Here is a 12748-nt window from a genome sequence, read left to right as displayed (position 1 = left end):
CTGACCCCGGTTTGAGATGGCGCATCAGTCGCGCGGCAATGGCTTGCCCTTGGCGATGACTTCGTGGCAGTCGCCCTTGATGGTGGCATTGTCGTAGTCGGTCCAGCCGTAGCTGTCGACGTAGCGCTTGTGCTGCTTGAAGGCGGCGTTGACGAAGCTCCACTCCAGGCGCTCGTCCGGGTAGCGCACGTCGCCCAGGTCGAGCAGGGTGTGGAACATGTTTTCCGTCGCCAGCTTCGCCTTGCGGTGGCGGCGCAGTTGCGTGACCTTGTCCGGGAAGCGCTCCGCGTACGTATCCGAATACCAGGCGAACGCGGGGACGTGGAATTCGTATTGCGTGTTGTGGCCATGGAAGGCGAGGCGGCAGCTGTTGTCGTACAGCGTCTGGCCGTGGTCGGCCACGTACAGCATGGCGGCCGGCTTGTCGGCTTCCTTCAGCGTGCCGATGACGTGGTCGAGGAACCAGTCCGTGTACAGGATCGAGCTGTCGTAGCTGTTGTTCAGCTTGTCCTTGATCCCGATGTCCGTGTAGACGGGCTTGTCGATGCCGTACAGCGACGGCAGCCATTTGTCGAACTGCTTCGGGTAGCGGTGGCTGTAGTTCCAGTGGCTGCCCAGCGTGTGCAGCACGATCAGTTTCTTCGGCGCCGGATCCGCGACGGCATGCTTCAGCGGACCGAACAGGATCTCGTCGTAATTGGAATTGTCCGTGAAGCCCCCCAGGTTCAGGAAGTCGACGACGTCCGCTTCCTTCGCGAACACGGACACGGGCGTGTCGAATTTGCCGAACGAGATCTGGTTCGACAGCCAGAACGTTTTATAGCCCGCTTCCTTGAACGCGGTCAGGAACGATTTTTCCGAGAACCCGTCCTTGAGGCTTTGCGTGGCCGGCTTGCGCGAGATGATGACGGGGACGCTCAGGCGCGTGGCCGACACGGACGTGATCACGTCGCGCAGCGGCACCAGGTTGTCTTCCTTGGACAGCAGCGGGTTCGTTTCGCGGTCGTAGCCGTTCAGGCTCCAGCGGTCGTAGCGCGACGATTCGCCGATCACCATCACGATCACCTGCGGGTCGTCGTTCGGCTCGGCCAGGTGCGCATGGAAGCGGAAGGAGGCGCTGCGCCGGTTCAGGTCGGCGAGATAGACCCGTTCCTTGTAAAAATCGACGCCGCGCGCGGCCAGGCCGAACGGCCAGGAGTGCGCGAACGTGTCCAGGTCGAACGGCAGCTTCATCCAGTGCGCCAGCGGCGGCAGCGAGGCGGGGCGGGGGATGCTGGATGGACGGGGCGGGGCGGTCTCTTCGCTGGCGGCCTCGACGCTGTCGGAGGCTTTCACGAGCCGCACGCTGGCCGCTGCCGGGCCGGCACCCGCGAGCGGCGGCGGCGCGACGCCGTACTTCAGGCCGTAGGCGAACACGACGGCCACGACCGCCAGTACGCCCACCACGACGGGGCGCGACACGTCGGCCCAGTCGAGGTCGCGCGTGCGCCAGGCGGCGATCCAGCTCGTGACGAACCACGCGAGCACGCCGACGAAGACGCCGACCAGCAGCCAGACTTTGCTGCCGAGGAATTCCATGGCCTCGGCCGGACTCGTCTCCGCGATGATGCCGAGGTGGTGCGTGGAAATGCCCTGGCCGTAGAACGCATATAAATAAAGCTCGACGGGCAGCGCGAGGAAGGCGGGCAGCAGCAGCCAGTGGAAGTACGCCGGGCGCTTGAACACGCCCCACACGCCCAGCCAGGCCAGCAGTTCGATGCCGGCCACCTGGCCGGGGTGCGACAGCGGCTGGCCGAACAGCGGCGCCACGTACGGCACGCAGGACAGGAGCAGATAAGTGAGCGCGACGTACAGGTTGCGCGGGCGTAGCAGGAATGACATCGAACGGACGTGTGCGGCAGCGCGGAGGCGAAGTCCGCTATTATCCGATTTTTGCCAGGGGTAACGCCATTCCATCTGCACAACGGATGAAATCCGGCGTACACTGGTTGTGTCGTTATCACGACATCTACTGAGCAATTACACAATCTTCCGCCGCTGTCGCGGTGCCCGGTCAGCAAGTTTGTTGACCCGGTCCCGCTTCAGGTCTATACTCGCGAGTTCTCGAATTATTCTGCGCATGGTTTACGCATAACAGCCGCTCCCGCTGGTGAGTGGCTTTCGTCGCCTGTACGGAAAGTAGCGGGACAAGGTTTCAGCCCCCGGGAAGCAAGAACCCCGGGTCATTAACTAGTAGTCATTTTGTTGGATTTTTGAACGATGCCAACCATCAATCAACTGATTCGCAAGCCGCGTGAAGCCGCGGTTGTGAAGAGCAAGTCGCCGGCACTGGAAAACTGCCCGCAAAAGCGTGGTGTCTGCACCCGTGTCTACACGACGACCCCGAAGAAGCCGAACTCGGCACTGCGTAAAGTCGCCAAAGTTCGCCTGACCAACGGTTTCGAAGTCATTTCGTACATCGGCGGTGAAGGCCACAACCTGCAGGAACACTCGGTCGTGCTGATCCGCGGCGGTCGTGTGAAAGACTTGCCGGGTGTGCGTTACCACATGGTCCGCGGTGCACTGGATACCCAGGGCGTGAAAGACCGTAAGCAGGCCCGTTCGAAGTACGGTGCCAAGCGTGCCAAGGCTGCCAAGAAGTAATCTTCTTGCAATCTGGGTAAATTAATATTGAGTTAGTTGAGGCGGCCGGAAGGCCGAGTAAGTGAAGGGCTTTGATGGCCTTTCGCGAGTGCGATAAGCGCTCAACTGAAGACAAAAAGGAATTGAAATGCCACGTCGTCGTGAAGTACCCAAGCGCGAGATTCTGCCGGATCCGAAATTCGGCAACACCGATGTCGCCAAGTTCGTCAACGTTCTGATGCTGTCCGGTAAGAAATCGGTCGCTGAGAACATCATCTACGGTGCATTCGACTACATCCAGTCCAAATCGGGCAAGGACCCGCTGGAAGTGTTCGCAACCGCGATCAACAACTGCAAGCCGATGGTCGAGGTGAAATCCCGCCGTGTCGGTGGCGCCAACTACCAGGTGCCGGTTGAAGTGCGTCCGGTCCGCCGTATGGCCCTGTCTATGCGTTGGTTGCGCGAAGCCGCAAACAAGCGTAGCGAAAAATCCATGCCGCATCGCCTGGGTGGCGAGCTGATGGAAGCAGCAGAAGGCCGCGGCGGCGCGATGAAGCGTCGTGATGAAGTTCACCGTATGGCTGAAGCGAACAAGGCGTTCTCGCACTTCCGCTTCTAAGCAAATGGCCCAATCGCTTCGGGGGCAGAACGCCTCCGGGGTGGTGCGGCCATGCAGTATCCGTTGTTCAGGCCGAGCTCATTTTGATCACCAGAATGCTGCTCGGTTTTGTCCATTCAAAAGTTAGGAAAATTTATGGCACGCACTACCCCTATTGAGCGCTACCGTAACATCGGTATCTCCGCTCACATCGACGCCGGTAAGACGACGACCACCGAGCGCATCCTGTTCTACACCGGTGTCAACCACAAGATCGGTGAAGTGCACGACGGTGCAGCAACCATGGACTGGATGGAGCAGGAGCAAGAGCGCGGCATCACCATTACCTCGGCAGCGACGACCTGCTTCTGGAAGGGTATGGCCAACAACTTCGAGCCGCACCGCTTCAACATCATCGATACCCCGGGCCACGTCGACTTCACCATCGAGGTGGAGCGTTCGATGCGCGTCCTGGACGGCGCCTGCATGGTCTACTGTGCAGTCGGCGGCGTGCAGCCGCAGTCGGAAACCGTGTGGCGTCAGGCTAACAAGTACAAAGTCCCGCGTCTGGCCTTCGTCAACAAGATGGACCGTACCGGTGCGAACTTCTTCAAGGTGTACGAGCAGATGCGCGCCCGCCTGAAGGCCAACCCGATCCCGCTGCAGATCCCCATCGGCGCCGAAGACAACTTCAAGGGCGTGGTCGACCTGGTCAAGATGAAGGCGATCTACTGGGACGACGCTTCGCAGGGCATGAAGTTCGACTACCGCGACGTGCCGGCCGAGCTGGTCGACCAGGCCAACGAATGGCGCGAGAAGCTGGTCGAAACGGCTGCCGAAGCGACCGAAGACCTGATGAACAAGTATCTCGAAGAGGGCGAACTGTCCGAAGACGAGATCAAGAACGCACTGCGCACACGTACCATCAACGGCGAAATCGTCCCGATGATGTGCGGCACCGCGTTCAAGAACAAGGGCGTGCAAGCGATGCTGGACGCCGTCATCGAATACCTGCCGTCGCCGGTCGACATCCCGCCGGTCGCAGGTACCGACGAAGACGACCAGCCGGTGACCCGCAAGGCATCGGACGACGAGAAATTCGCAGCGCTGGCATTCAAGATCATGACCGACCCGTTCGTCGGCCAGCTGATCTTCTTCCGCGTGTATTCGGGCGTCATCAACTCGGGCGACACCGTGTTCAACCCGATCAAGGGCAAGAAAGAACGCGTCGGCCGTATTCTGCAGATGCACGCGAACCAGCGCGAAGAGATCAAGGAAGTTCGTGCAGGCGACATCGCCGCAGCCGTGGGCCTGAAAGAAGCCACCACCGGTGAAACGCTGTGCGACCCGTCGGCACCGATCATCCTGGAAAAGATGGTGTTCCCGGAGCCGGTGATCCAGCAGGCCGTCGAGCCGAAGACCAAGGCCGACCAGGAAAAAATGGGTCTGGCACTGAACCGTCTGGCTCAGGAAGACCCGTCGTTCCGCGTGCGTACCGACGAAGAATCGGGCCAGACCATCATCGGTGGTATGGGCGAGCTGCACCTGGAAATTATCGTCGACCGCATGAAGCGTGAATTCGGCGTGGAAGCGACCGTCGGCAAGCCGCAGGTTGCATACCGCGAAACGATCCGCAAGGCCGTCACCGACGTCGAAGGCAAGTTCGTCAAGCAGTCGGGTGGTCGTGGTCAGTACGGTCACGCCGTCCTGAACATCGAACCGCAAGAGCCGGGCAAGGGCTTCGAGTTCGTCGACGCCATCAAGGGCGGTGTGGTTCCGCGCGAATACATCCCGGCAGTCGAAAAGGGTGTGCGCGAGACGCTGTCGAGCGGTGTCATGGCTGGCTACCCGGTCGTGGACGTCAAGGTCACGCTGGTGTTCGGTTCGTACCACGACGTGGACTCGAACGAAAACGCGTTCCGCATGGCCGGTTCGATGGCATTCAAGGACGGCTGCCGTAAAGCCAGCCCGGTCATCCTCGAGCCGATGATGGCCGTGGAAGTCGAGACGCCGGAAGACTACGCCGGTACCGTGATGGGCGACCTGTCGTCCCGCCGCGGTATGGTGCAGGGCATGGACGAAATCCCGGGCGGCGGCGGCAAGATCATCAAGGCCGAAGTCCCGCTGTCGGAAATGTTCGGTTACTCGACCGTGCTGCGTTCGGCAACCCAGGGTCGTGCGACCTACACGATGGAATTCAAGCACTATGCTGAAGCACCGAAGCATGTGATGGACGCCATCGTGACGGCTAAGGCCAAGTAATAGTCAGTTGGGGACGGAGCAGAAGGCGGTAAACCCTGCTCTGTCCCACAAATAAATAAAATATTGTCTTTTAAAGGAAGATCAAAATGGCAAAGGAAAAATTCGAACGGACCAAGCCGCACGTGAACGTCGGCACGATCGGTCACGTTGACCACGGCAAAACCACCCTGACGGCTGCAATCGCAACCGTTCTGTCGAAGAAATTCGGCGGTGAAGCCAAGGCCTACGACCAGATCGACGCGGCTCCGGAAGAAAAAGCACGCGGCATCACCATCAACACCGCGCACGTCGAGTACGAAACGGCCAACCGCCACTACGCACACGTCGACTGCCCGGGCCACGCCGACTACATCAAGAACATGATCACCGGCGCAGCGCAGATGGACGGCGCGATCCTGGTGTGCTCCGCTGCTGACGGCCCGATGCCGCAGACCCGCGAACACATCCTGCTGGCTCGCCAGGTGGGTGTTCCGTACATCATCGTGTTCCTGAACAAGTGCGACCTGGTCGACGACGCGGAACTGCTGGAACTGGTCGAAATGGAAGTGCGCGAGCTGCTCTCGAAGTACGAGTTCCCGGGCGACGACCTGCCGATCATCAAGGGTTCGGCTCGTATGGCGCTGGAAGGCCAGCAGGGCGAAATGGGCGAAGACTGCATCATCCGCCTGGCTGAAGCCCTGGACACCTACATCCCGACCCCGGAACGTGCTGTTGACGGCGCCTTCCTGATGCCGGTGGAAGACGTGTTCTCGATCTCGGGCCGCGGTACCGTGGTGACCGGTCGTGTCGAGCGCGGCATCATCAAGGTCGGCGAAGAGATCGAAATCGTCGGTATCGTCGATACGGTCAAGACGACCTGCACCGGCGTGGAAATGTTCCGCAAGCTGCTGGACCAGGGTCAAGCTGGCGACAACGTCGGCCTGCTGCTGCGCGGTACCAAGCGTGAAGACGTCCAGCGTGGCCAGGTTCTGGCCAAGCCGGGTTCGATCAAGCCGCACACCGACTTCACGGGCGAAGTGTACGTCCTGTCGAAGGACGAAGGCGGCCGTCACACCCCGTTCTTCAACAACTACCGTCCGCAGTTCTACTTCCGTACGACTGACGTGACCGGCTCGATCGTTCTGCCGGCCGACAAAGAGATGGTCATGCCGGGCGACAACGTGTCGATCACCGTCAAGCTGATCGCTCCGATCGCGATGGAAGAAGGTCTGCGCTTCGCAATCCGCGAAGGTGGCCGTACCGTCGGCGCCGGCGTGGTTGCCAAGATCATCGCCTAATTTAGCGATTATCTAAGTAGTAGCAATACGACAGAAGGGGCAGAGCGAAAGTTCTGTCCCTTCTGTTTGTGCAGTAAGGGGTGAATCGGTGTTATACTGCCGTCCCCTCCGCAGTATCCGCAGTACCTGACACATGATTGCCGGCCCGCGTGCCGGTTCGTTCTTTTTTAAGGAAATAGCATGTCCGCTCCGAATCAGAAAATCCGTATCCGCCTGAAAGCGTTCGACTACAAGCTGATCGACCAGTCCGCACTGGAAATCGTCGACACCGCCAAGCGCACCGGCGCAGTCGTCAAGGGCCCGGTTCCGCTGCCGACCCGCATCCAGCGCTTCGACGTGCTGCGTTCCCCGCACGTGAACAAGACCTCGCGCGACCAGTTCGAAATCCGTACGCACCAGCGTCTGATGGACATCGTGGACCCGACCGACAAGACCGTCGACGCGCTGATGAAGCTGGACCTGCCGGCTGGCGTTGACGTCGAAATCAAGCTGCAGTAATCGTTTCAAGCGCCCTGGCGGCCTTGCCGCCGGCGCATGCAAAACGGCCCATCTACTTCGCGGTAGATGGGCCGTTTGCTTTTGCCGTCGTCCCTGCGAAGGCAGGGACCCAAGTTCGTTGCACAGCTGGCAAACCTGGGGTCCCGCCTGCGCGGGAACGACGGTTTTAAGTGTTTCTTATCTCGACAACTGCACCAACTCCTCCGCCAGCCGGTTGTGCCGCTCCAGCACCACCGGCAGATCGACGGTCCGCAACACCCCATCCTTCACGACGACCTTGCCGTTGATGACGCTATGATTCACGTTGGCCGGCGTGCAGAACACGAGTGCCGCGACGGGATCGTGCAGCGCGCCCGCGAAGCCCACGCCATCCAGCTTGAACATGACGACGTCCGCCGACATGCCCGGCGCGATGCTGCCGATGTCGTCGCGATTGAGCACTTTCGCGCCGCCCAGCGTGGCGAGTTCCAGCGCCTGGCGCGCCGTCATCGCATCCGGGCCGAAGCCCACGCGCTGCAGCAGCATCGCCTGGCGCACCTCGCCCAGCATGTGCGCGCCGTCGTTCGACGCGCTGCCGTCCACCCCGAGGCCCACGGGCACGCCGGCGTCGACCATCTTGCGCACGGGCGCGATGCCGGACGCGAGGCGCATGTTCGAGCACGGGCAGTGCGCGACGCCGGTGCCGGTCCGTGCGAACAAATGAATGCCCGCGTCGTCCAGCTGCACGCAGTGCGCGTGCCACACGTCGTGGCCGACCCACCCGCAGTCTTCCGCATATTCGGCCGGCGTCTTGTTGAATTTCTCGCGGCTGTACGCGATGTCGTTGACGTTTTCCGCGAGGTGCGTGTGCAGCGACACGCCGTGGCTGCGCGCCAGCAGCGCCGCTTCCTTCATCAGGTCGCGCGACACGGAGAACGGCGAGCAGGGCGCCACGACGATCCGCTGCATCGCGTGGCGCGCCGCGTCGTGGTACGTTTCGATCAGGCGCTGCGTGTCCTTCAGGATCGCCGCTTCGTCTTCCACGACGCTGTCCGGCGGCAGGCCGCCTTTCGAGCGGCCCACGCTCATCGCGCCGCGCGCCGCGTGGAAGCGCATGCCGATGGTGTGCGCCGCTTCGATGCTGTCGTCGAGGCGGCAATCGTTCGGGTAGATGTACAGGTGGTCGCTGCTCGTCGTGCAGCCCGACAGGATCAGTTCCGCCATCGCGGTGAGCGTCGACACGTGGACCATCTCGCCCGTCAGGTTCGCCCACACGGGGTACAGGTTCGTCAGCCAATTGAAGAGTTCGCCGTCCTGCGCGGCCGGGATGACGCGCGTGAGGCTCTGGACCATGTGGTGGTGCGTGTTGACGAGGCCGGGGATGACGACGTGGCCGGCCGCGTCGATGACCTCGTCGGCGTCCTGCGGGAGTGCGTCCGTCGTGCCCACGCTGTCGATCACGTTGTCGCGGATGAAGACGGCACCGTCTACGATTTCGCGGCGTTGCGCGTCCATCGTGACGAGGACGCGCGCATGCTTGATCAGGAGAGTTTTGCTCATAGATTTTCCACTTTTTTAGAGTTCAACACTGCGGAAACAATGCGCGGGCACTGCGGAAACAATGTCGGGGTAAGCCCCGTCAGACCGCCTCCAGGTCTTTCACCAGCAGGGGCTGCGGGACGTCTTCTTCGTCGTCGTGCACTTCCACGGGACGATTCGGCAGCACGAGGTTCAGCAGGACAGCCATGATCGCGCCCGTGCTGATGCCCGAGCCGAAGATTTCGTTCACGAACGGAGGCAGCTTGGCCAGCAGTTCCGGACGCACGCTGACGGCGAGGCCGCAGCCGATGGAGACGGCGATGATGAGGCCCGTGCGCTTGTCGTGCTCGACCTTGCCCAGCATCTGCACGCCGGCGGTAAGAATCATCGCGAACATCATGAGCCCCGCGCCGCCCAGCACGGGCTGCGGGATCGTGACGACGACGGCGCCCAGCACTGGAAACAGGCCGGCCAGCGCCAGCATCACGCCGGTGAGGGCGACGACGTGGCGGCTCGCGACACCGGTCAGCGAGATGACGCCCACGTTCTGCGCGAACGTCGACATCGGCGGCGCGCCCAGCGTCGACGCGAACGCGGAACCGACGCCGTCGCACAACACGCCGCGCTTGAGCAGCGTGCCGCGCATCTTGGTTTCCGTCGCGGCGCCCAGCGCCATGAAGGTGCCGGTCGTTTCGACCATCGTCACGACGTAGGCGAGGGCCATCGCGAGGATGCCGCTCGGCGGGAAGCTCATGCCGAAGTGCAGCGGCTGCGGCAGCGCGAACACGGCGGCCTTCTGCACGCTCGAGAAGTCGACGAGGCCCAGGCCCAGGCAGACGGCGTAGCCGATCGCGATGCCGATCACGATGGCGGAGGCGGAGATGATGCCCTTGCCGAACTGGACGAGCGCGACGACGATGGCCAGCACGAACAGCGCGATGCCCAGGTTCGCGGGCGCGCCGTAGTCCGCACCCGGCGCCTTGCCGCCGGCCGCCCAGTCGACGGCAACGGGGACGAGCGACAGGCCGATCATCGTGACGACGACGGCCGTCACCTGGTGCGGGAACAGTTTGCGGATCTGCGGCATGAAGAAACTGCCGACGATCATGACGACGGAGCCGGCGAGCGACGAGCCGAGGATGCCCGCCACGCCATGCTCGAAACCGATGCTGATGGCCGCGCCGACGAAGGCGAAGCTGGTGCCCATCACGCACGGCAGCCGGATGCCGACGGGGCCGATGCCCTTGCACTGGATGATCGTGACGATGCCCGAGCCCAGCAGCGCCGCGTTGACGAGCGCGACGATCTGGTCCGCGGGCAATTTGAGGATGGCGCCGACGAGGAGCGGCACGGCGATGATGCCGCCGAGGGCGGCCAGCATGTGCTGGGCGGCGAGCAGGGTCGTGGTGATGAGGGGAGGGCGGTCGTCGACCTTGTACAGCAGATTGTTCATGTATGTCTCCGTCGATGTGTCCTGAACTGCGTCGGGTGGTTCGATGATTTCCGGACGGTGGAGACGGTCGACCACGGCAGGCAATCCGGGATCCGGATGCAACCGATTGCGCTGTCTCCACAATGCTTGGGCCACTCTGCGGCGGCTTGTTTTCAAATCATGATGCCCCTGCCTGCCGGCAGTGTCAACGAATTTGTATACAGTTTCTATCGAATAATAAGTAGGAGAATCCGCTCTCTCACAGAGGGAAGGCAGGGAATTTTGGCGCCCTCTGTATACAATTTTTCAAAACCGTTTTGCGTGGAAATATCAGATCGACCCGCCGGTCGTGGCCCTCTTGATAAGCCCGATAGCGACCTGATCTTGAAGAATGAACGCCCGGGAGTTGTAATTACTGAAACACATCGGTAATAATCGCGCCTCAGGAGGAAGCGATGGCGACCATGAAACAGGTAGCGGAGCGTGCCGGAGTGTCGATCTCCACGGTCTCGCACGTGATCAACAACACGCGCGTGGTCAGCAACGACGTGCGCCAGCGCGTGCTCGGCATCATCGACGAGATGCGCTACATCCCCAGTGCCATCGCCCGCAGCCTCAAGAACGACAAGACCCACACCATCGGCGTGCTCGTGCCGAACTCGTCCAATCCATACTTCGCCGAACTGATCCGCTGGATCGAGGACGCTGCGTTCGAGGTCGGCTACAACATCATCCTCTGCAACGCGCACGGCGGCGCACGGAAGCAGGCCGCCTATCTGCGGCTGCTGATGGAAAAGCGCATCGACGGCCTGGTCCTCGTCGCCAGCGGTGCCGACGACGAACAGGATCTGCTGCTGCGCCATGAAGCGGTCCCGATCGTCCAGCTGGAACGGGCGCTGCCGGGGCTCCATGCCGACCTGGTCCAGGCCGGCCAGGAAGACGGCGGGTACGAGGCGACGCGCCACCTGATCGAGCTGGGGCACCGGGACATCGCCTGCGTGTCCGGCCCAGCCGACCTGCCGCGCACGCGCGAACGCGTCGGCGGCTTCCTGCGCGCGATGGCGGAAGCGGGGCTGGCGGTGACGCCGGACGGCATCGTGCACGAGGAATTCACGAGCGCCGGCGGCCACGCGGCATTTACGCGCCTGCTGGGACGGGAGCACCGGCCAACGGCCGTATTCGTCACGAGCGACCTGATGGCGCTGGGCGGCCTGTGCGCCGCCGGTGCGTCCGGGGTGCGCGTGCCGGCGCAATTGTCCGTGGTGGGCTATGACGATATTGCCGGCGCGGGCTATGCGCTGCCGCCGCTGACGACGGTGGCGCCGCCCAAGCGCGCCATGGCGCAGCTTGCGATCGAGCTGCTGATCGATCGCATCCGCGGCCAGTACGCGCCGCTGCGCAACACGGCGCTGGCCAGCACGCTCGTCGTGCGGGCATCGACCGCGCCGCCGCAATGATCCGTCAGGTGGCCGCCGGCTCGCGCGCGTCGTGCAGATGCAGCCGCTGCGTCGGAAACGCGAGCTCGATCTCCAGCGCGGCGAAACGGTCCATCAGCTGCAGATAGATCTCCTGCTGGATATCCATGTAGCGGACGTAATCCGCCGACTCCACCCAGTACACGACGTCGAAGTTCAGCGATGGTGCCACCATGCCGGCGAAATGGGCGCGGTCGAACGTCACGCCTTCGTGCGCCTTGACGAGTTCCGTCAGCAGCGGCGGGATCTGGCGCAGCTTGTCCGTGGGCGTGTCGTACGCGACGGCGACCGTGAACGCGACGCGGCGCCGGCTCATGCGCGTCATGTTCTGCAGCCGGCTCTTGAGCAGGTCCGCGTTCGAGAACACGAGCTGCTCGCCGCCCAGGCTGCGCAGCCGGGTCGTCTTCAAACCCACGTATTCCACGGTGCCCAGGTATTTGTCGACGATGATGAAGTCGCCGACGACGAAGGGTTTGTCGAGCACGATGGACAGCGACGCGAACAGGTCGCCCAGGATGTTCTGGACGGCCAGTGCCACCGCGATACCGCCGATCCCCAGCGAGGCGACGAGGGTCGTGATGTTGACGCCGAGATTGTCCAGCACCATCAACAGCAGCACGGTCCACAGCACGGTTTGCGCGATGAAGCCGACGGCCGCCGCCGACGTGGCGCGGGCCGGGTCGCCGGCGCGGTTCTGGTAATAATCCGTCAGCCAGGCCCGTAGGGCGCGATGTCCCCAGACGGCGGCCTGGATCAGGCCCGTGACGATGGCGGCCCGTGTCGCGAACGAATGCACTTCCGGCGGCAAGACAAGAAACTTGCTGCCGGCGAACAGGCCCATGATGACGATGGCCAGCAGCCGCGTGCCGTCGAGCGCTTCGACGACGATGTCGTCCAGCCGCGTCTCCGTGCGCTCGGCCAGCTTGCGCATGTGATGCACGCCCAGTCGTTTCGCGATGTACAGCGCCAGCGCGACGCCGGCCGCGATGCCGAGGGCCGTGAGCCAGGCCAGCGTCGTGTTATCGAAAAATACTACATTCATCCGATCATCCTTTCCGGTGGTTGC

At 62.7% G+C, this 12748-nt stretch carries 10 protein-coding genes; 6 read left to right on the top strand and 4 right to left on the bottom strand.

Features of this window, described 5'->3' with window-relative positions; translation table 11 throughout:
• Positions 1 to 24 precede the first annotated feature (24 nt).
• Positions 25 to 1881 (bottom strand): phosphoethanolamine transferase, encoded by a 1857-nt coding sequence (locus tag ACEN9G_RS10755; RefSeq protein WP_483126635.1) that lies wholly within the window; start codon positions 1879 to 1881, stop codon positions 25 to 27.
• Positions 1882 to 2259: 378 nt separating this feature from the next.
• On the opposite strand from ACEN9G_RS10755, the gene rpsL reads away from it, so the two are divergent.
• From rpsL to rpsJ, 5 genes are all read left to right on the top strand, one after another.
• Positions 2260 to 2643, top strand: coding sequence for a 30S ribosomal protein S12 (rpsL, locus tag ACEN9G_RS10750; protein ID WP_036240557.1), 384 nt, complete (start codon positions 2260 to 2262; stop codon positions 2641 to 2643).
• Positions 2644 to 2770: 127 nt separating this feature from the next.
• Positions 2771 to 3241 carry a 30S ribosomal protein S7 gene (gene rpsG, locus ACEN9G_RS10745; RefSeq protein ID WP_036240559.1) on the top strand — a complete coding sequence of 157 codons (471 nt, stop codon included), beginning with the start codon at positions 2771 to 2773 and terminating at the stop codon, positions 3239 to 3241.
• A gap of 135 nt (positions 3242 to 3376) precedes the next feature.
• Complete coding sequence (fusA, locus tag ACEN9G_RS10740) at positions 3377 to 5482, top strand: elongation factor G (protein ID WP_413344049.1); 2106 nt, start codon at positions 3377 to 3379, stop codon at positions 5480 to 5482.
• An 86-nt stretch (positions 5483 to 5568) separates the two neighbouring features.
• Positions 5569 to 6759, top strand: a complete 1191-nt coding sequence (gene tuf / locus ACEN9G_RS10735) for an elongation factor Tu (RefSeq protein ID WP_160406738.1) — start codon at positions 5569 to 5571, stop codon at positions 6757 to 6759.
• 180 nt (positions 6760 to 6939) lie between these two features.
• Positions 6940 to 7257 (top strand): 30S ribosomal protein S10, encoded by a 318-nt coding sequence (gene rpsJ, locus ACEN9G_RS10730; RefSeq protein WP_005663509.1) that lies wholly within the window; start codon positions 6940 to 6942, stop codon positions 7255 to 7257.
• A gap of 177 nt (positions 7258 to 7434) precedes the next feature.
• Here the strand turns inward: rpsJ and ACEN9G_RS10725 are convergent, their stop codons facing one another.
• Complete coding sequence (locus ACEN9G_RS10725; RefSeq protein ID WP_413342244.1) at positions 7435 to 8796, bottom strand: 8-oxoguanine deaminase; 1362 nt, start codon at positions 8794 to 8796, stop codon at positions 7435 to 7437.
• 79 nt (positions 8797 to 8875) lie between these two features.
• Positions 8876 to 10228 (bottom strand): nucleobase:cation symporter-2 family protein, encoded by a 1353-nt coding sequence (locus ACEN9G_RS10720; RefSeq protein WP_413342246.1) that lies wholly within the window; start codon positions 10226 to 10228, stop codon positions 8876 to 8878.
• A gap of 434 nt (positions 10229 to 10662) precedes the next feature.
• Between ACEN9G_RS10720 and ACEN9G_RS10715 the strand changes: the two genes are divergently transcribed.
• The gene (locus ACEN9G_RS10715; protein ID WP_413342248.1) at positions 10663 to 11664 is read left to right on the top strand and encodes a LacI family DNA-binding transcriptional regulator; all 1002 of its coding nucleotides are present in this window, start codon (positions 10663 to 10665) and stop codon (positions 11662 to 11664) included.
• A 4-nt stretch (positions 11665 to 11668) separates the two neighbouring features.
• Here the strand turns inward: ACEN9G_RS10715 and ACEN9G_RS10710 are convergent, their stop codons facing one another.
• A complete protein-coding gene (locus tag ACEN9G_RS10710; RefSeq protein ID WP_413342250.1) occupies positions 11669 to 12724 on the bottom strand; it encodes a mechanosensitive ion channel family protein in 1056 nt (351 codons plus the stop codon).
• Positions 12725 to 12748: the final 24 nt, after the last annotated feature.

The organism is Massilia sp. Masssp94 (assembly GCF_059491305.1).
This window is presented reverse-complemented; position numbering and strand designations above follow the sequence as displayed.

Excerpts from the sequence above, each read along its gene's own strand:
- ACEN9G_RS10755 (WP_483126635.1), bottom strand. The coding sequence starts at position 1,881 with ATGTCATTCCTGCTACGCCCGCGCAACCTGTACGTCGCGCTCACTTAT.
- rpsL (WP_036240557.1), top strand. The coding sequence starts at position 2,260 with ATGCCAACCATCAATCAACTGATTCGCAAGCCGCGTGAAGCCGCGGTT.
- rpsG (WP_036240559.1), top strand. The coding sequence starts at position 2,771 with ATGCCACGTCGTCGTGAAGTACCCAAGCGCGAGATTCTGCCGGATCCG.
- fusA (WP_413344049.1), top strand. The coding sequence starts at position 3,377 with ATGGCACGCACTACCCCTATTGAGCGCTACCGTAACATCGGTATCTCC.
- tuf (WP_160406738.1), top strand. The coding sequence starts at position 5,569 with ATGGCAAAGGAAAAATTCGAACGGACCAAGCCGCACGTGAACGTCGGC.
- rpsJ (WP_005663509.1), top strand. The coding sequence starts at position 6,940 with ATGTCCGCTCCGAATCAGAAAATCCGTATCCGCCTGAAAGCGTTCGAC.
- ACEN9G_RS10725 (WP_413342244.1), bottom strand. The coding sequence starts at position 8,796 with ATGAGCAAAACTCTCCTGATCAAGCATGCGCGCGTCCTCGTCACGATG.
- ACEN9G_RS10720 (WP_413342246.1), bottom strand. The coding sequence starts at position 10,228 with ATGAACAATCTGCTGTACAAGGTCGACGACCGCCCTCCCCTCATCACC.
- ACEN9G_RS10715 (WP_413342248.1), top strand. The coding sequence starts at position 10,663 with ATGGCGACCATGAAACAGGTAGCGGAGCGTGCCGGAGTGTCGATCTCC.
- ACEN9G_RS10710 (WP_413342250.1), bottom strand. The coding sequence starts at position 12,724 with ATGAATGTAGTATTTTTCGATAACACGACGCTGGCCTGGCTCACGGCC.